Origin of the sequence: Nonomuraea longicatena (assembly GCF_039525605.1) — a bacterium.
Lineage (GTDB): Bacteria > Actinomycetota > Actinomycetes > Streptosporangiales > Streptosporangiaceae > Nonomuraea > Nonomuraea longicatena.
In genome coordinates, this window is the sequence record NZ_BAAAHQ010000001.1 from 312,597 (window position 1) to 330,818 (window position 18,222).

The window sequence follows — 18,222 nt, forward strand, 5'->3', positions numbered from 1 at the left end:
GCCCGCCTCGCCGGCCTCGGCGACCTGCCGGCGGGCCCGTCGTTCGCGCTCTGCGCCGCCCCCGGCCTGTACGAGGAACTCCACGACGCCCTCGTACCGCTCGACCCCGAACGCGACACCCTCACGCCCCACGCGGAAAACGGCGCCCTCGGGCCCCACGAGCGCGAAGGCGACGCCCTCGCGGCGCCCCACGACCGCGAGCGCGGCGCCTGAGCGTGGACGTGAACCGGCCGGAGCCCTCCTCCAGGGCCCCGGCCGGTCTTGTCGTCCTCAGGCCGTCCTCGTACGGTCCTCAGCGGGGCAGCGGGACACCGTGCTCGTCCGCCAGCCGCCGGAGGTCCTCGATCTCCGCGCCGAGCGTGTCGGCGAGGTAGTCGTCACCGGCGCACCTGGCCTCCTTGAGGCCACGGTAGGCCTGGTCGAGGCGGCGTTCGATCGTCGTGGTGAACTCGCCCATCGCACCTTCTCTCTCGGGGGCTCTGACAGGGGGTTCGGAGCGCGGGCATGCCGCTCCGAGGCACACGGCGGTGGGTGTCCCGCATGTGTACCCCACCCCCCCACCCTCTGAAACATGGATTTGGGGATGGCTTGCGGCTCCCGTGCCCACGCATGCCTTACCGTGCGCTTATCGTCGTGTGCGGAGAATGTGGCATCGGTAGGGAAAGAGGGTGTACCAGGCAGTGCGAGTGCTGGTGGTGGAGGACGAGCGGGTGCTCGCCGACGCGATCGCGACCGGTCTCCGGCGCGAGGCCATGGCCGTCGACGTGTCCTACGACGGGGGTGGCGCGCTGGAGCGCACCTCCTACATCGACTACGACGTGATCGTGCTCGACCGCGACCTGCCGGTCGTGCACGGCGACGACGTCTGCCGGCGCCTGGTCGAGCAGCGCTCGGCCTCGCGCATCCTCATGCTGACGGCGGCGGGCGACGTGGACGACAAGGTGGAGGGGCTCGGCCTCGGCGCCGACGACTACCTCGCCAAGCCGTTCGTCTTCGTCGAACTGGTCGCGCGGGTGCGCGCCCTCGGACGCCGCTCGGCGCCCGCGCTGCCGCCCGTGCTGGAGCGCAGCGGCATCCGCCTCGACCCGGGCAAGCGGCTGGTCGAGCGCGAGGGCAAGGAGGTCGTGCTGACCAAGAAGGAGTTCGCCGTCCTGGAGGAGCTGATGCGCGCCGAAGGCGCCGTGGTTTCTCAGGAGGACCTGCTGGACAAGGCATGGGACGAGAACATCGACCCGTTCACCAACGTGGTGCGGGTGACGATGATGACGCTGCGCAAGAAGCTCGGGGAGCCGCAGGTGATCGAGACCGTGCCCGGAGTGGGATACAAGCTGTGAGCCGAGGAGCCGACCGTTGTCCGAGTCCGCCCGCCGCGTCCGCGCGGCGGGGCGGGCGGGCCCGGCGGTCGGCGGAGGAGTCCTGGTGAGCGACCCGGTACCGACCCACCCGATGATCAACCCGCACCCTCGCCGGGCCGGGGACAAACCGGCGCCGCCGCCCAGCGGCCCACCCGCCTGGGACGGCCCGCCGCCGCCCGAGGTCGTGGAGGGGCCCGCGCGTGCCCACACCGAGATGCTCAAGGACCTGCCCAACAAGGTCAGCATCCGGTGGCGGCTCACGATGACCTACAGCCTGGTGTTCTTCGCGGCCTCCGCCGTGGTCATCTCCATGCTGTACGTCATCGTGGGCAACGCCATCGACGTCGCCTGGCAGTTGCCCTTCGAAACCAGGGGCCTGGACGTGATCCAGCAGGCGATCCTTGAGGCGAAGTTCGACAACGCCAGGGCCGAGGCCGTCGCCTACGCGCGCGACGTGCTCGTGCAGAGTTCGATCCTTGCGCTGATCGGGGTCGGCATCTTCGCCATCATCGTCGGCTACTTCGTGGCCGAGCGGGCGCTGCGCCCGGTCACCAAGATCACGGCCACGGCCCGCAAGCTCTCGGAGAGCACCCTCGCGCACCAGCGTATCGGCCTGCAGGGCCCCAACGACGAGCTGAAGGAACTGGCCGACACCTTCGACGACATGCTGACCCGGCTCAACGTCGCCTTCGACACTCAGCGCCGGTTCGTGGCCAACGCCTCCCACGAACTGCGCACCCCCCTCACCATCAACAGGACCGTGCTGGAGATCGCCCTCGGCGATCCCGAAACGTCAGAGGACCTCAAAACCCTGGGCCGCACGCTCCTCGAGGTCAACGCGCGCAACGAGAAGCTCATCGAGGGCCTGCTGTTGCTCGCCAGGAGCGAACGCGAGCTGGCCGTCCGCAAACCCCTCGACATCGAGGACGTCGCCAGGACCGCCCTGAAGATCGTGACCCCCTTCGCCGACGAGCAGGGCGTCGCCGTCACCACCGACCTGAAGCCGGGCGCCACGCTGGGTGACCCGGTGCTGCTGGAGCGTTCGATCAGCAACCTGCTGGAGAACGCCATCAAGTACAACCTCCCCGAGAACGGAAAAGTCTGGATCCGAACGGGAATTGGGGACAGGGGGTTGGTTGTTCAGGTGGCCAACACCGGCCAACATGTCCCGGCGTACGAGGTGAACAGTCTGTTCGAGCCCTTCAGGAGGCTTCACACCGACAGGGTGGAGTCTGCCAAGGGATCGGGCCTCGGACTGTCCATCGTCCGCGCGGTCGTGCAGGCACACGGAGGCGACGTCTCCGCCGTCCCCCGAGAGGGTGGAGGGCTCGTGGTGACGATTCGGCTCCCCAGCCGCTGACACCGGCGTGTTGCTCGCCCGCGGGCGTCTCGTTCACGCCGCACATGTGGTTGGATGTGCCGTCGAACACGGTGGTGCAAGACGCCGAGGCTGCGGGTTTCGCCATATTTGGCTAACTGCTGTCCCCGGTACCGTGCCCTGACGTGTTGGGAGGTTCGACTACCGTTCCCGCGGGGTACCGATGCAAAATCTCCCGACGGAACGGGCACAAGTTGAGCGTCCCGGACGTTAGAAGACGCGCGACGAGCGCGAAGACATAGAGCTGAGGGGGATGGAGTAAGAACAATGGCTACCGACTACGACAGCCCGCGCAAGACCGATGACGACCTGGGGGAAGACAGCCTTCAGGAACTTCAGGCGCGGCGCACGGACAAGTCGTCCGGAAGCATCGACATCGACGAGACCGACCTCGCCGAGTCGCTGGAGCTGCCCGGGGCCGACCTGTCCAACGAGGAGCTCTCCCTGCGGGTGATTCCCCGCCAGGCCGACGAGTTCACCTGTTCGCGCTGCTTCCTGGTGCACCACCGGAGCCAGCTGGCCTCCGAGAGGAACGGACAGCAGGTCTGCCGGGAGTGCGCCGCCTGACCAAGGAGGCATCGTGGCACAACCTGAGAGGGAGCACGCCGACCCCGCGAGGGAAGTCGGCGAGATCGTGGGCCGGCTCACCGACTCCGGTGAGCTGGAGCCGGCCGAGCGGCGCAAGCTGCTCGGCCGACTCACCCGGACCCTCGCCGCCGGGAGCAAGAGGGCTCGCGAGAGCGGGGAGACCCGGGGCCGGTGGCTGGCCGACGTCTTTCTCAACATCGCGCCCCGCATCCCGATCAGGGACCTTCAGACGCTCTCCGAGCACCATCACGGCCTGACCGGCGAGCAACTCGCCGACGACCTGGTGCGGACCGCGCAGAAGGGCACCATGACCGTCGGCGCGATCGGCGGGGCGCTGGCCGCCGCCGAGTTCGCCGCTCCACCCCTCCTGCTCTCCGCCCCGGCGCAGCTCGTGGCCGAGACCATCGTCGTCGCGGCCATCGAGGTCAAACTCCTGGCCGAGCTGCACGAGGTCTACGGGGTCCGGATCGAGGGCACCGGCACCCAGCGGGCCGTCGCCTTCACCACGGCGTGGGCCAAGCAGCGCGGCATCGACCCGCTGGCGCCCACCTCCGTCAGCCTCGCCCTCGGCGCGGCCGCCAAGACGGCGGTGCGCAACCGGCTGCTCAGGACCCTCGGCCGCCACCTGACGACGCTCGGGCCGTTCCTCACCGGAGCCGTGGCGGGCGGCGTGCTCAACCGGGCGGCCACCAAGAAACTCAGCGCGGCGGTGCGCGCCGACCTGCGCGGCAAGCAGGCGCCCCCGCACCTGGCCGCCGTGCGCGAACTCCACCCGGACGACCCCCGGGAGCTCGGCTCCTGACCTTGCGGCGCCGCCCCCTCGACAGCGCCGCGAACGGGACGAGGTTCAGACGCGCAGGCCGTCGAAGGCCATCGCGAGCAGGGCGTCGGCCAGGTCGTCGGCCGTACCCCGGCCCGGCTGGTACCACTCGGTGATGGAGTTGACCGTGCCGAACAGCAGCCGCGTCACCAGCGCGGGGTCCAGTCCTGCGCGGATCTGGCCCGCCGCCGCCGCCTCCTTCACCAGCGCGGCCACGAACCGGTCGAACTCGCGCCGCCGCTCCAGCGCGGCCACCTCGGTCGCGCTGTTGCCGCGCACCCGCAGCAGCAGCGTCACGTACGGCAGGCGCTCGACGAGGACGCGGACGCTGTGCCGTACGACCCAGGACAGGCGCTCGATCGCGGGCCCGGTGGCGGCGCGCTGGTCGGCCACCACCTCGAACAGCCCGTCGAGGGCCCGGTCGAGCGCCCGCGCGAGCAGTTGCTCCTTGCCCGGTACGTGGTAGTAGATGGCCGACTTGGTCACGCCGAGCGCGCGGGCGAGATCTTCCATGCTGGTGCCGTCGTAGCCGCGTTCGTTGAAGACGCCCACGGCGGCCGACAGCACCGACTCGGGGTCGTGTCCGCGCCCGCGTCTGCGGCTGGTGGTGGCCATGAGGTCAATTATCCCGGCTGTCCACGACCCGCTTGAGCTTGCCCACCGAGCGCTCCAGCGTCTCAGGGCCGACGATCTCCACCTCGACGCGCACGCCGACCCCGTCCCTGACGGCGCCGCGCAGTTCGGCGGCGGCCCGCTCGGGGTCGGTGAGGCCGGGCCGCGACTCGACCACGACGGTCAGCACGTCGAGCCGTCCCGGGCGGGTGAGGCGCAGCTGGAAGTGCGGCGACAGGCCCGGCGTACGGAGCACCAGCTCCTCGATCTGGGTCGGGAACACGTTGACCCCGCGCACGATGATCAGGTCGTCGCTGCGGCCGGTGATCTTCTCGATGCGCCGGAACGCCGGGCGGGCGGTGCCGGGCAGCAGCCTGGTCAGGTCGCGGGTGCGGTAGCGGATGACGGGCATGGCCTGCTTGGTGAGCGTGGTGAGCACCAGTTCGCCCGATTCGGCCGCCTGCCCGGTGAACGGGTCCACGGTCTCGGGGTAGAAGTGGTCCTCCCAGACGTGCAGGCCGTCCTTGGTCTCGACGCACTCCTGCGCGACGCCGGGGCCGATCACCTCCGACAGGCCGTACACGTCCACGGCGTGCAGGTCGAAGCGGTCCTCCAGTTCCGCGCGCATGTCCTCCGTCCACGGCTCGGCGCCGAGGATCGCGGTCCGGAGCGAGCTGCGGCGGGGGTCGAGGCCCTGGTTCTCGAACTCGTCGAGCAGCGCCAGCAGGTACGACGGCGTGACCATGATGACCTCCGGCCGGAAGTCCTCGATGAGGCGCACCTGGCGCGGCGTCATGCCGCCGGAGACGGGCACGACGGCGCAGCCGAGCCGTTCGGCCCCGTAGTGGGCGCCGAGCCCGCCGGTGAACAGGCCGTAGCCGTAGGCGACGTGGACGAGCTGGCCGGGACGTCCGCCCGCCGCGCGGATCGAGCGGGCCATGACCTCGGCCCACAGCTCGACGTCGCCGCGTGTGTAGCCGACCACGGTCGGCCGTCCGGTGGTGCCGCTGGAGGCGTGGATGCGCGCGATGCGCTCGCGGGGGACGGCGAACATCCCGAACGGGTAATTGTCGCGGAGGTCTTCCTTGGTGGTGAAGGGGAAGCGCGCCATGTCGGCGAGTTCCCCGCAGTCGTCCGGGTGGACGCCGTGCGCGTCGAAGCTGCGCCGGTAGAAGGGCACGTTGCGGTAGGCGTGGTCGAGGATCCGCCGCAGGCGTTCGAGCTGCAGGGCGGCCAGTTCGTCGCGGGACAGGCGTTCCGCAGGGTCGAGTTCGCCGGGCTCGGGGGCGCCGCCGTATCTCATCTCAGCTCCTCAGCTGCTTGCTGTGACCGCGGAACTCGGCCACGACCCGGTCGCCCGCGTCGCGGACGGTGGTGTCGTAGACGCCGCTGCGGCCGAAGCGGGTGCGCTCGGCCGCCGTCGCGGTGAGCACGTCGCCCTCGCGTGCGGGCGCCACGAAGGTGATCTCGGCGGCGGCCGCGACGGTCACGGGGCCGTGGGTGTTGCAGGCGCAGGCGAAGGCGGTGTCGGCCAGCAGGAACACGTACCCGCCGTGGCACAGGCCGTGCCCGTTGACCATCCGGGCGGTCACGGTCATGCGGCAGACGGCCCGGCCGGGGGCGAGGTCCATGAGTTCGATGCCGAGCGCGGCCGAGGCCGTGTCGGCGGCCAGCATGCGACGTGCGCTGTCCAACGCAGGTCTCCCTTGTCAACTGACCGAATGTTCGGTAAACATTCCACCGTGCGGGATCTCTGTCAAGAGACGTCCGCAGCACCTACCCGAAGTCCGAGCTCGCGACACCGGACACGTGAGGAATCCCCATGAACGAGGTCTTTCTGGTCGGAGGGGTCCGCACCCCCCTGGGCAGGTACGGCGGCGCCCTCGCCGGAGTGCGCCCGGACGACCTGGCCGCGCTGGTCGTGGGCGAGGCGCTGCGCCGCGCGGGCGCCGATCCGGAGGCCGTGGACGAGGTGATCCTGGGCGCGGCCAACCAGGCGGGCGAGGACAACCGCAATGTGGCCAGGATGGCGGCGCTGCTGGCCGGGCTGCCCGTGAGCACTCCCGGGTACACGGTCAACCGGCTGTGCGCCTCCGGCCTGAGCGCCGTGGTGTCGGCGGCGCAGGCCGTACGGGCGGGGGAGGCCGACCTGGTGGTGGCGGGCGGCGTGGAGTCGATGACCAGGGCGCCCTGGGTGATGGCCAAACCGGGCACCCCGTGGGCCAAGCCGGGCGAGGTGGCCGACACGTCGCTGGGCTGGCGCCTCACCAACCCCGCCTTCCCCGGCGATACCACCCTGTCGATGGGCGAGACCGCCGAGGAGGTCGCCGCACTCGACGGCATCGGCCGCGAGGAGTCCGACGCCTGGGCGCTGCGATCGCACACCAGAGCGGTCGCCGCCGCGAAGGAGGGCCGCTTCGCCCGGGAGCTCGTGACCGTGGGCGAGGTCACCGCCGACGAGGGGCCGCGCGCCGACACCTCGCTCGAACGCCTGGCCCGCCTGAGGACGATCTTCCGTCCCGGCGGGGTGGTGACGGCCGGGTCGGCGTCGCCGCTGTCCGACGGCGCCGCCGCCGTCGTCGTGGCGAGCGGCGAAGCCGTGCGCCGCCACGGGCTGATCCCGCGCGCCCGCATCCTCACCGGTGCCGCCGCCGGGGTCGAACCCCGGCTCATGGGCCTCGGCCCGGTCCCCGCCACGCGGAAGGCGTTCGCCCGCGCCGGACGGGACCCGGCCGACGTGGCGGACCTCTCGGTGGAGATCAACGAGGCGTTCGCCCCCCAGGTGCTCGCCTGCGTCCGCCGTCTGGGCCTCGACCCCGCCACCGTCAACGCCGACGGCGGCGCCATCGCGCTCGGCCACCCGCTCGGCTGCTCCGGCGCCCGCCTGGTCGTCACCCTGCTCGGCCGGATGGAGCGCGAGAACACCCGCACCGGCCTCGCCGCCCTGTGCGTCGGTGTCGGCCAGGGCGTCGCGATGCTGGTGGAGCGCCCGTGAACACGCTGATCCTGGACGAGCGCGACGACCGCCTCGTCGTACGGCTGCACCGCCCGCAGGCCCGCAACGCGATCGACGCCGAGATGGTCGGCGAACTGCACGAGGTGTGCGCCCGGCTGGAACGCGAGCCGCTGCCGCTGCTGCTCACCAGCGGCACACCGGGCTTCTTCGCGGCGGGCGCCGACCTCGCCGAGCTTCTCGAACGCGGCCGCGACCAGGCGTTGCAGGGCGTCAACAGCACGCTGTTCGAGCGGATCCGCCGCCTGCCGATGCCCACGGTGGCCGCCGTGGACGGCTACGCGCTCGGCGGCGGCGCCGAACTCGCCTACGCCTGCGACCTGCGGGTGGCCAGTACCCGGGTCAGGTTCGCCAACCCGGAGCCGAACCTCGGCATCATCGCCGGAGCCGGCGCCTGCTGGCGGCTGAAGGAGCTGGTGGGCGAGCCGCTGGCCAAGCTGGTGCTGCTGGCCGGGCACCCGATCGGCGCCGAGGAGGCGCTGTCCAGCCGCCTGGTCGCCTCCCTGCACGAGCCGGAGGGGGTGGAGGCCGCCGCGCACGCGCTCATCGACCGGATGGGCGCGATGTCGCCGGCGGCGCTGCGCCTGACCAAGCTGGTCCTGGACGCCCCGCCCGGCGCGCATCCGCTCGCCGACCACCTGGCGCAGGCGGTGCTGTTCGAGGACCCGGACAAGCGCTCGCGGATGCGGGCCTTTCTCGACAGGAGGACCGGATGAGGGTCGCGGTCATCGGCGGCGGGCGGATGGGGGCGGGCATCGCCCAGGTCTTCCTGTCGGCGGGGGCGGAGGTCACCGTCCAGGAACCGGACGCGCCCGCCGCGCGCGAGCGCGTCGAGAGGGGCCTGGCGCTCGCCGAGTCCAAGGGCGGCGCGGCGGCGAAGGAGGCGCTCGCCCGGCTCACGATGGGCCCCGTGCCGGCCGACGCCGACCTGGTCGTGGAGGCCGTGCCGGAGGATCCGGCGCTCAAGGTCGCGGTGCTCGCCGAGGCCGAGTCGCGGGTGGGCGCGGACGCCGTGCTCGCCTCCAACACCAGCTCGCTGTCCATCTCCGAGCTCGCGGCGGGCCTCGACGTACCCGCGCGGCTCATCGGCCTGCACTTCTTCAACCCGGTCCCGGTGCAGGCTCTGGTCGAGATCGTCGTCACCCCCGCCACCCCCGACCGCGTGCTCCAGCGGGCCCGGGACTGGGTCGGGCGGCTCGGCAAGACCGGCGTGGTCGTCAACGACTCGCCCGGCTTCGCCTCCAGCCGCCTCGGGGTCCTGCTCGGGCTGGAGGCGATGCGGATGGTCGAGGAGGGCGTGGCCGCCCCCGAGGACATCGACACCGCCATGGAACTGGGCTACCGGCATCCGATGGGGCCGATCAGGCTCGGCGACCTCGTCGGGCTCGACGTGCGGCTGGCCATCGCCGAGTACCTGCACGCCAAGCTCGGCCCGCGCTTCGAGCCGCCCGCGATCCTGCGGGAGAAGGTGGCGAAGGGTGAGCTCGGCCGTAAAACGGGCAAAGGCTTCTACGACTGGTGACGCCACGGAACGGAGTGCCGATGAGCAAGCCCTTCGCCTCCTCCGCCGACCTGGCCGACAAGCGGCAGACCCTGGAGGTCCTCGCCGACGGCGTCTACGCGCTCACCGCCGAGGGCGACCCCAACGTGGGCGCCGTCGAGGGCGAGGACTTCCTGGTGTGCGTCGAGGCGCTGGCCACACCCACCGCCGCCCGCGAGTGGCTGGCCAGACTGCGCGAGCACGCGGACAAGCCGGTGAAGTACCTGGTCCTCACGCACTACCACGCGGTCCGCGTCCTCGGCGCCTCCGCGTTCGGCGCCGAGGTGATCGTGGCCCACGAGCGTACCCGCGGCCTCATCGCCGAACGCGGCGAGCAGGACTGGGCCAGCGAGTACGGCAGGATGCCCCGCCTGTTCAAGGACCCCGCCTCCATCCCCGGCCTCACCCGGCCCACCGCCACCTTCAGCGACAGGTTCACCATCGACCTCGGCGGCGGCAGAGGCGACCTCGTGCTCGCCCACTGCGGGCGCGGCCACACCGAGGGCGACCTGGTCGTCTGGCTGCCCCGGCAGCGGATCATGTTCGCGGGCGACCTGGTCGAGTCGCAGGCCGCCCTGTACACCGGCGACGCCTTCCACCGCGACTGGGCCACAGACACCCTCGACCGCGTCGCCGCCTTCGGCGCCGAGACCCTCGTCGGCGGCAGGGGAGCGGTGGCCAGAGGCGTGGACGGGGTCGCGGCCGCCATCGCCCAGACGCGCGACTTCCTCGACGTCATGATCAGGGAGGTCGGCGCGAGCGCCACCCTGAAAGAGGCTTTCGAGCGCACCCACGCGGCCCTTGCCCCCCGGTACGGCGGCTGGCCCATCTTCGAGCACTGCCTGCCCTTCGACGTGTCCCGCCTGTGGGACGAACTGCACGGCGTCGAGCGCCCCGTCATCTGGACGGCGGAAAGGGACAGGGAGGTATGGGCGGCCCTGCAGTCGTAGTCGTCGGGGCCGGGCCGGTCGGCCAGACGGCCGCACTGCTGCTGGCCCGCTGGGGCCTGCCCGTCGTCGTGCTCGACCGGCGCCCGGCCCGCGACCCGGTCGGCTCCAAGGCGATCTGCCAGCAACGTGACGTCCTCGACCTGTGGTGCGCGCTCGGCGTACCGGAGATCGCGGAGGAGGGGCTGACCTGGACCACCGCCCGCACCTACTACCGCGACCGCGAGTTGTTCTCCTGGAGCTTCGAGCGGAGCGGGCCGCTGCCGCCGTTCGTCAACCTGTCGCAGGCGCGCACCGAGGAACTGCTCGACGCCGCCATCGCCGAGCAGCCCCTGATCGACGTGCGCTGGGATCACGAGGTCACCTCCCTCACCCAGGACCGGGACGGGGTGCGCGTCCACTGCGGGGAGCGGGTGCTGCGCGCCCCCTACGCGCTCGTCTGCGCCGGTGCCGGCGCCCACGGCCTGCGGCGGGGGCTCGGCCTGTCCTTCGACGGCGAGAGCTTCGCCGACCACTTCCTCATCTGCGACATCAGGACCGACCTGCCCGGCTGGGAGCACGAGCGCCGCTTCTACTTCGACCCCGGCTGGAATCCCGGCAGGCAGGTGCTCATCCACCCGTGCCCGGACTCGACCTTCCGCGTCGACTGGCAGGTGCCGCCCGGCTTCGCCGCCGCCCCCGGCGACGTCGACGCCAAGATCAGGCAGATCGTCGGCGCCCGCGACTACGAACTCGTCTGGCAGTCCGTCTACCGCTTCCACTCCCGGGTGGTCTCCCGGATGCGGGCCGGCAGGGTGCTGCTGGCGGGCGACTGCGCGCACCTGTTCGCGCCGTTCGGCGCCAGGGGCCTCAACTCGGGCGTCGCCGACGCCGAGAACGCGGCCTGGAAGCTGGCCGCCGTCCTGCACGGCTGGGCGCCCGCCGAACTGCTGGAGACCTACCACACCGAGCGGCACGCTGCCGCGCTGGAGAACCTGGAGGTCACCTCGGCCACCATGCGCTTCCTGGTGCCGCGCACCGAGGGGGAGCGGGCCCACCGGCTGGACGTGCTCGAACGCGGGGCCGTCGAGGAGATCGACTCGGGGCGCTTCGCCGAGCCGTACTGGTATGCGGACTCGCCGCTGACCACGCCGGGGCGGCCCTGCGGCGGGCGCCCGCCGCGCGGTGCGGGCCAGGCGCCCGCGCCGGGCGTGATCGTGCCGGACGTCGCCCTCCCCGGGGGACGGCTGCGCGAGCGGTGCCGTGACGGATTTCTACTGATTCTGGGCGAAATGTGCGATTCTCGTTTGTTTGTGCAGATCTTGGGCAAGGTGACCAAGGCGCCGCTCGCCGTGGTCGAGCTCGCGGAGATCGACGGTACCGGACTCCTCGCCGACACACTCGGTGCGGCGCCTGACGAAGCCTGGCTGATCAGGCCCGACGCCCACATCGCCGCGATCGTCCCCCACGCGGGGACCGACCGGGTGGCGGCCGCCGTGAGCCGCGCCCTGCGGCTTCCGTAGAGTGGTCGTAGGAGGATACCCAAGGTGAGTGGCCGAAGCTCGTTCCTGATCGTGGCTAACCGGCTGCCGGTGGATCGAGTGATCGAGCCGGACGGCAGGGCCTCGTGGCGCGGGAGCCCGGGCGGACTGGTCACAGCCCTCACCCCCGTCATGCAGAGCAGGCACGGAGCCTGGCTCGGCTGGACCGGCGCCGCCGACGAACTCCTCGAACCCTTCGAGCACGACGGCATGGACCTCATCCCCGTGCCGATCACCGCCGAGGAGGTCGAGCTCTACTACGAGGGCTTCTCCAACGCCACCCTGTGGCCCCTTTACCACGACGTGGTCGCCCAGCCCCTCTTCGAACGCGCCATGTGGGAGACCTACCGCAGCGTCAACGAGCGCTTCGCCGAGGCCGCCGCCCGCACCGCCGAGCGCGGCGCCGTCGTCTGGGTGCAGGACTACCAGCTCCAGCTCGTGCCCGCCATGCTCAGGAAGATGCGGCCGGACCTTCGCATCGGCTTCTTCCTGCACATCCCCTTCCCGCCCATCGAACTGTTCTGGCGGCTGCCGTGGCGCCAGGAACTGGTCGAAGGGCTGCTCGGCGCCGACCTCGTCGGCTTCCAGCTCGCCGGCGGCGCCGCCAACTTCCGGCAGCTGTGCAAACGCCTGCTCAACGTCAACCACAAGAGCAGCGAGATCTTCCTCGACGACCGCACCGTCAAGACCCTGCCCTTCCCCATCTCCGTCGACTTCGGCGAACTCGACGCGCTCGTGCGCGACCCGCAGATCATCCACCGGGCCAAGGAGATCCGCGTCGAGCTCGGCGACCCCGAGCACGTGCTGCTCGGGGTCGACCGCCTCGACTACACCAAGGGCATCGGGCTGCGCCTGGAAGCCTTCGGCGAACTCCTCAAGGAGCAGCGCATCACCCCGGAAGAGGCGGTGTTCGTACAGATCGCCACACCCAGCCGCGAGCGCGTCGAGGAGTACCGCAGGCTCCGCGACGACATCGAACTCCAGGTCGGCCGGATCAACGGCGAGCACTCCAACATGGGCAGGCAGCCCGTGCAGTACTTCCACCAGTCCTACGACAAGCGCGAACTGGCCGCCCTCTACCTCGCCGCCGACGTCATGGTCGTCACACCCCTGCGCGACGGCATGAACCTCGTCGCCAAGGAGTACGTCGCCTGCCACCACGACCACCAGGGCGCCCTGGTGCTCAGCGAGTTCGCCGGGGCAGCCAACGAGCTGCGGCAGGCGTACCTCGTCAACCCCTACGACGTCGAGGGCGTCAAACGCCAGATGATGTCCGCCATGAACGCCTCGCCGCACGAGCTGGCCCGGCGGATGCGCACGATGCGGCGCCGCGTGGCGACCTACGACGTGGACCGCTGGGCCAGCGAGTTCCTCAGGGCGTTGGAGTCTTGAGCGCCTTCCAGGCGTCGTAGCGCTTCTTCGCGGTCTTGTTGACCACGATCTGCGCCACCGACATCCCCACGCCCATCACCACCGCGTACCCGATCGCCTCACCCATGCTCACCTCGGGCGACTCCGAGTCGACCGGCGGCTCCTTGCCCGTCGCCTTGACCCAGACGAACCCGAGGAGCTTCTTCGCCCCCCACGCGGTGACGAGGCCCACCAGCCCCCCGATCACTCTCCACGCGAGATCCGGCTTCTCGTCAGCCATGTCGACCATCCCCTTCAGCTATGTAACGAACACTAGTCTCCAGCGCGGGCCGGGCCCGCGAAGCCGTACCATAAGGTGGCATGACTCAGCAGCGACTACGCGATGCCGCCATGCCGGAGAAACCCACTCTCGACGGCCTGGAGCAGGTATGGGTAGCGCGCTGGGAGGCCGAGGGCGTCTACCGCTTCGACCGCACCCGTGAGCGCGCCGGCGTCTACTCCATCGACACGCCGCCGCCCACCGTGTCCGGCTCGCTCCACATCGGTCACGTCTTCTCCTACACCCACAGCGACATCATGGCCCGCTATCAGCGGATGACGGGCAAAACGGTGTTCTACCCCATCGGGTGGGACGACAACGGCCTGCCCACCGAGCGGCGCGTCCAGAACGTGTACGGCGTGCGCTGCGACCCGTCGCTGCCCTACGACCCGGCCTTCGCCCCGCCCGACAAGCCGGGCAAGAACCCGGTGTCCGTCTCGCGGCGCAACTTCGTCGAGCTGTGCCACCGGCTGACCGCGATCGACGAGCGGGCCTTCGAGGAGGTCTGGCGCCGCGTCGGCCTGTCCGTCGACTGGTCGCTGCTCTACACCACCATCGGCGACGAGTCCCGCGCGATCTCCCAGCGGGCGTTCCTGCGCAACCTCGCGCGCGGCGAGGCCTACCTCGCCGAGGCGCCCACCCTGTGGGACGTCACCTACCGCACCGCCGTCGCCCAGGCCGAGCTGGAGGACCGCGAATGGCCGGGCGCCATGCACGCGATCTCCTTCTACGGCGACCAGGGCCCCATCACCATCGAGACCTCGCGGCCCGAGCTCATCCCCGCCTGCGTCGCCCTGGTGGCCCACCCCGACGACGAGCGCTACCGGCACCTGTTCGGCACCTCCGCGCTCACCCCGCTGTTCGGCGTCGAGGTGCCCGTTCTCGCCCACCGCCTGGCCGACCCCGCCAAGGGCACCGGCATCGCCATGATCTGCACCTTCGGCGACGTCACCGACGTCACCTGGTGGCGTGAACTCGACCTGCCCACCCGGCCGGTCGTCGGCTGGGACGGCAGGCTGCTGCCCGAGCCGCCCCACGGCGTCGAGGCCGAGCCGTACTCCGAACTGGCGGGCAAGACCGTCCACACCGCCCGCGAGCGCGTCGTCGAGCTGCTGCGCGAGTCCGGCGACCTGGTCGCCGAGCCGCAGCCGGTGCGCCGGCCGGTCAAGTTCTACGAGCGCGGCGACCGTCCCCTGGAGATCGTCACCACCCGCCAGTGGTACATCCGCAACGGCGGGCGCGACGCCGACCTGCGCGAGCGCATGCTCGCGCGCGGGCGCGAGCTCGACTGGCACCCCGCCCACATGCGGGTGCGCTACGACAACTGGGTCGAGGGCCTGGCCGGTGACTGGCTCATCTCCCGCCAGCGCTTCTTCGGCGTGCCGTTCCCCGTGTGGTACCGGCTCGACGGCGCCGGGCAGCCGCTCTACGACGAGCCGATCGTGCCGCCTGAGCACCGCCTGCCCGTCGACCCCGCGAGCGACGTGCCGGACGGCTACACCGAGGAGCAGCGCGGCGTCCCCGGCGGCTTCACGGGCGACCCCGACGTCATGGACACCTGGGCCACCTCCTCGCTCACCCCCGAGATCGCCGGGCGGTGGGGCAGCGACGACGACCTCTACGGGCGCGTCGCCCCCTACGACCTGCGGCCCCAGTCCCACGAGATCATCCGCACCTGGCTGTTCGCCACGGCCGTCCGCTCCCACCTGGAGTCCGGACGGGTGCCGTGGAGCGACGTCGCCATCTCCGGCTGGATCCTCGACCCCGACCGCAAGAAGATGTCGAAGTCCAAGGGCAACGTCGTCACCCCGATGGACCTGCTCGACAAGCACGGCTCCGACGCCGTCCGCTACTGGGCGGCCAACGGCCGCTACGGCGTCGACACCGCCTTCGACGCCGGCCAGCTCAAGATCGGCCGCCGCCTGGCCATCAAGATCCTCAACGCCTCGAAGTTCGTGCTCGGCTTCGAGTCCGCGCAGGGCGAGGTCACCGAGCCGCTCGACCTGTCGATGCTCGCCGCGCTGGCCGACGCCGTCCGCGAGGCCGGGGCCGCGCTGGCCGCCTACGAGCACACCAGGGCGCTGGAGGTCGCCGAGCGGTTCTTCTGGACCTTCTGCGACGACTACCTCGAACTCGTCAAGGCCCGCGCCTACGACGGCGACGCCTCCGCCGTGGCCGCGCTCCGGCGGGCGCTGGAGATCCAGCTCCGGCTGTTCGCGCCGTTCCTGCCGTTCGTCACCGAAGAGGTGTGGTCGTGGTGGCGTGACGGCTCCGTCCACCGCGCCGCCTGGCCCGCCCCCGAGCACGGCCAGGGCGACCCGGCCGTGCTCGCCGTCGCCTCCGACGTGCTCGGCCAGATCCGCAAGGCCAAGTCGGAGGCCAGGCTGTCCATGCGCGCCGAGGTTTCCCGCCTCACCGTCGTGGCGCCCGACCCGGCGCTCGTCCAGCACGCCCAGGACGACCTGTGCGGCGCCGGCAGCGTCGAGGAGTTCGTCCTGGAGTCCGGCGAGGGCCTGGTGGTGAAGGTGGAACTCGGCTGAGCCCTGGGTGGCGCGCACCCGGTCCCGCACCGGATGCGCGCCCGGCCCGCGTCAGTAGTCGCACACCCCCGTCGGGAACACCGCCTCCAGCCGGGCCCGCTGCTCGGGCGAGGGCCGCCAGGAGCCGTACAGGCCGCGTTCGATCGCCCGCGTGACCGGCTGCCGCCCGCACGAGAAGACGCCGCCCTCGATCGGGCCGCCCGCCACGATCCGGGAGGTCGAGTAGAGCGGGAACCGCTGCGTGCACGCGCCCGGCGCCCGCTTGTCGAGAACCCCGTCCCACACGCCGTCACCGGCGGCGAGCGGCGTGCCGTCCGTGGCGAAGCAGCGGTCGACCGCCAGCGGCGGCTTGTTGCCCGCCACCCCGCGCCACGGCTTGGCGCGCAGGTTGGCCATCCACTCGTCCATCACCCGCAGCGCCTCCGGCGTCTGGTCGGAACGGCGGCCGTCCGGGCGGGCGTCGGTGAACCAGATCACCTGGTTGGCGGCGTCACCGTCGTGGTCGCGCATCCGCTGCCTCGTGGCGAACGACTGGTGGGAATTGTGCATGTCCAGCTCGTCCTCCAGATAGTGGCGCCAGTCGATGATCGGGATGTCGATGTCGCCGGTGAAGACCAGCCCGCTGCGCTCGACCGCGCGGACCACCGCCGGGTCCGCGCCCCTGCGGCCGGGACCGGCGTTGCGCGAACTCCACGGATCCCAGTCGCCGGGACAGACCGAGGGCACGAACGGGCAGCCCTCCTGGACCATGTCCCGCGTCTCCTTCCACGAGCCCGCCTTCTCGTTGACGTCCAGGAACTCCGCCGGCGTGATCTTCCCCTCCCGCAGGGCGGTCAGGCCGTACTGGACGCCCACGTTGTCCATCGTCGAGCGCGCGTACCCGTCGGGGCCGGTGCCGACGACGTTCTTCAGGTCCTCCCACAAGGTCCAGTGCACGCCGTCCTTGACCCCCGGCGGGTCCATCCGCTCCCACTCGGGGTCGTTGTCGTCGGTCCACTTCGGGTTCAGCGACAGCGGCGTCAGGCCGCGCCAGCCGCTCACGCACTCGGTGGAACCGGGCCGCCGCGTGTACGGGTTGGCGACCGTGTCGCTGGCGTTCATGCCGATGAGGACGCTGCGCGAGTCCCAGCGCGCCCAGCGCGGGTCACCGTCCATGTACCTTTCCAGCAGCTCGCAGTCGGCCACGTGGATGGTCTGGGTGATCATGTCGGGGAAGGCGTACTGCGGGATGGCCGCGTCGATCACGCGGTCGCCGTGGTTCTGCCCGTAGAGGTACTGCTGCAGCCCGCCGCCGGAGCCGCCGACGCCGACCGTGTACAGCGGGCGACCGTGCAGCTCGACGAAGCGCTCCTTCACCATGAGCGCGGTCTCGCCGCCCAGCACCATGTTCGAGTGGGTCGAGGTACGGGTCCCCGACGAGTACATGATCGCGTAGCCGAGCCCCAGCCCGTGCTCGTCCAGGGCGCTGCCGCCCAGCGTGCCCTGGTCGCGGCCGATGCCCACCCCGCCGTCGAAGCGGTAGATCGCCCGCCGGTTCCAGCCGTCCTCCACGACCGCGATCGAGTACAGGAAGCGGTTGATCACGCCGCGCTCGCGTTTGACGACGAAGTCCACGCGCCTGCCGTCCATCAGCGTGGTCGTCGCCATGTCGGCGGGCCGCTCGGCCGGGAGCGGCTGCCACGCGCCGCCCGTCGTGCGGTAGAGCCGGTCGGTGACCGTCGGCGCGAAGCAGTCCCTGCTCCAGCCGTCCGCCACCCGGTAGCCCTGGCGGTCCTGGTTGTCGGCGACCGGCGGGCCGAGGCCGCCGCGCTCGGTCTTGCACAGGAACGGGTACTGGTGCGGGCCGGAGAAGATCGGCCCGGAGATCGGATGGTTGCGCAGGCGCAGCGTGCCCCGCTGCGACAGGGCGGCGGCCGCGAGCGTGTTGTCGCCCGCGCGCAGGCCGCGCACCAGGCCGGTGGCCGAGCGGCCGTCCGGGTCGGTGGTGAAGGAGGCGCTCACGTCCTGCCCGTTCAGCGTCACCTTCGGTGTCACCTTCGGGCGGGCGGGGACGCGGGGGCGCTGCCAGGAGACCCGTACCAGGGCGTCGCCGCCGCTCACCTGGTCGGCCCGGCCGGACAGCACCTCCAACGCGAGCCGCCCGCCCGCCTGGGCGGGCACGGCGAACAGCCCGGATAACAGCAGTGCGACCACTGCGAAGATCGACAGAGTCCTCATGG

General features: G+C 71.6%; 17 protein-coding genes and 1 pseudogene. 12 read left to right on the top strand and 6 right to left on the bottom strand.

Annotation, left to right across the window (positions count from 1 at the left end; translation table 11 throughout):
* A pseudogene (locus tag ABD120_RS01390) lies at positions 1-213 on the top strand (hypothetical protein); the annotation flags it as partial.
* Positions 214-292: 79 nt separating this feature from the next.
* Here the strand turns inward: ABD120_RS01390 and ABD120_RS01395 are convergent.
* Complete coding sequence (locus ABD120_RS01395) at positions 293-457, bottom strand: hypothetical protein (protein ID WP_343947784.1); 165 nt, start codon at positions 455-457, stop codon at positions 293-295.
* A 223-nt stretch (positions 458-680) separates the two neighbouring features.
* On the opposite strand from ABD120_RS01395, the gene ABD120_RS01400 reads away from it, so the two are divergent.
* The 4 genes from ABD120_RS01400 (at position 681) to ABD120_RS01415 (ending at position 4,123) form a co-directional block, all read left to right on the top strand.
* A complete protein-coding gene (locus tag ABD120_RS01400) occupies positions 681-1,334 on the top strand; it encodes a response regulator transcription factor (RefSeq protein ID WP_343948236.1) in 654 nt (217 codons plus the stop codon).
* A gap of 16 nt (positions 1,335-1,350) precedes the next feature.
* Positions 1,351-2,715 carry a sensor histidine kinase gene (locus ABD120_RS01405; protein WP_343947785.1) on the top strand — a complete coding sequence of 455 codons (1,365 nt, stop codon included), beginning with the start codon at positions 1,351-1,353 and terminating at the stop codon, positions 2,713-2,715.
* Between the two features lie 285 nt (positions 2,716-3,000).
* On the top strand, positions 3,001-3,300 hold the full coding sequence (locus ABD120_RS01410; protein WP_090929286.1) for a DUF4193 domain-containing protein: 300 nt from the start codon (positions 3,001-3,003) through the stop codon (positions 3,298-3,300).
* Positions 3,301-3,313: 13 nt separating this feature from the next.
* Positions 3,314-4,123: a hypothetical protein gene (locus ABD120_RS01415; RefSeq protein ID WP_343947786.1), complete on the top strand. Its 810-nt coding sequence runs from the start codon at positions 3,314-3,316 to the stop codon at positions 4,121-4,123.
* A gap of 45 nt (positions 4,124-4,168) precedes the next feature.
* Here the strand turns inward: ABD120_RS01415 and ABD120_RS01420 are convergent, their stop codons facing one another.
* Genes ABD120_RS01420 through paaI form a run of 3 tightly spaced genes read right to left on the bottom strand, consistent with a single transcriptional unit; the run spans position 4,169 to position 6,429 of the window.
* Positions 4,169-4,756, bottom strand: a complete 588-nt coding sequence (locus ABD120_RS01420) for a TetR/AcrR family transcriptional regulator (protein WP_343947787.1) — start codon at positions 4,754-4,756, stop codon at positions 4,169-4,171.
* Positions 4,757-4,760: 4 nt separating this feature from the next.
* Positions 4,761-6,056: a phenylacetate--CoA ligase PaaK gene (gene paaK / locus ABD120_RS01425; protein ID WP_343947788.1), complete on the bottom strand. Its 1,296-nt coding sequence runs from the start codon at positions 6,054-6,056 to the stop codon at positions 4,761-4,763.
* Between the two features lies 1 nt (position 6,057).
* On the bottom strand, positions 6,058-6,429 hold the full coding sequence (gene paaI / locus ABD120_RS01430; RefSeq protein WP_343948237.1) for a hydroxyphenylacetyl-CoA thioesterase PaaI: 372 nt from the start codon (positions 6,427-6,429) through the stop codon (positions 6,058-6,060).
* Positions 6,430-6,575: 146 nt separating this feature from the next.
* Between paaI and ABD120_RS01435 the strand changes: the two genes are divergently transcribed.
* Genes ABD120_RS01435 through ABD120_RS01460 form a run of 6 tightly spaced genes read left to right on the top strand, consistent with a single transcriptional unit; the run spans position 6,576 to position 13,165 of the window.
* Positions 6,576-7,748 (top strand): thiolase family protein, encoded by a 1,173-nt coding sequence (locus ABD120_RS01435; RefSeq protein WP_343947789.1) that lies wholly within the window; start codon positions 6,576-6,578, stop codon positions 7,746-7,748.
* A complete protein-coding gene (locus ABD120_RS01440) occupies positions 7,745-8,482 on the top strand; it encodes an enoyl-CoA hydratase/isomerase family protein (protein ID WP_343947790.1) in 738 nt (245 codons plus the stop codon). The genes ABD120_RS01435 and ABD120_RS01440 overlap by 4 nt, the downstream gene beginning before the upstream one ends.
* Entirely contained in the window at positions 8,479-9,288 is an 810-nt protein-coding gene (locus tag ABD120_RS01445; protein WP_343947791.1) for a 3-hydroxyacyl-CoA dehydrogenase family protein, read from the top strand. Before ABD120_RS01440 ends, ABD120_RS01445 begins: the two co-directional genes overlap by 4 nt.
* A gap of 20 nt (positions 9,289-9,308) precedes the next feature.
* Complete coding sequence (locus ABD120_RS01450) at positions 9,309-10,256, top strand: MBL fold metallo-hydrolase (RefSeq protein ID WP_343947792.1); 948 nt, start codon at positions 9,309-9,311, stop codon at positions 10,254-10,256.
* A complete protein-coding gene (locus tag ABD120_RS01455; protein WP_343947793.1) occupies positions 10,235-11,755 on the top strand; it encodes an FAD-dependent monooxygenase in 1,521 nt (506 codons plus the stop codon). The genes ABD120_RS01450 and ABD120_RS01455 overlap by 22 nt, the downstream gene beginning before the upstream one ends.
* A 24-nt stretch (positions 11,756-11,779) precedes the next feature.
* Complete coding sequence (locus ABD120_RS01460) at positions 11,780-13,165, top strand: alpha,alpha-trehalose-phosphate synthase (UDP-forming) (RefSeq protein ID WP_343947794.1); 1,386 nt, start codon at positions 11,780-11,782, stop codon at positions 13,163-13,165.
* On the opposite strand, the gene ABD120_RS01465 is transcribed toward ABD120_RS01460, so the two are convergent.
* Positions 13,146-13,424, bottom strand: coding sequence for a DUF4235 domain-containing protein (locus ABD120_RS01465; protein ID WP_343947795.1), 279 nt, complete (start codon positions 13,422-13,424; stop codon positions 13,146-13,148). The two genes, ABD120_RS01460 and ABD120_RS01465, sit on opposite strands and share 20 nt — an antisense overlap.
* An 80-nt stretch (positions 13,425-13,504) precedes the next feature.
* Between ABD120_RS01465 and valS the strand changes: the two genes are divergently transcribed.
* Positions 13,505-16,003, top strand: coding sequence for a valine--tRNA ligase (gene valS, locus ABD120_RS01470; RefSeq protein WP_343947796.1), 2,499 nt, complete (start codon positions 13,505-13,507; stop codon positions 16,001-16,003).
* 51 nt (positions 16,004-16,054) lie between these two features.
* Here the strand turns inward: valS and ABD120_RS01475 are convergent, their stop codons facing one another.
* Positions 16,055-18,220: a DUF6351 family protein gene (locus ABD120_RS01475; protein ID WP_343947797.1), complete on the bottom strand. Its 2,166-nt coding sequence runs from the start codon at positions 18,218-18,220 to the stop codon at positions 16,055-16,057.
* Positions 18,221-18,222 lie beyond the last annotated feature (2 nt).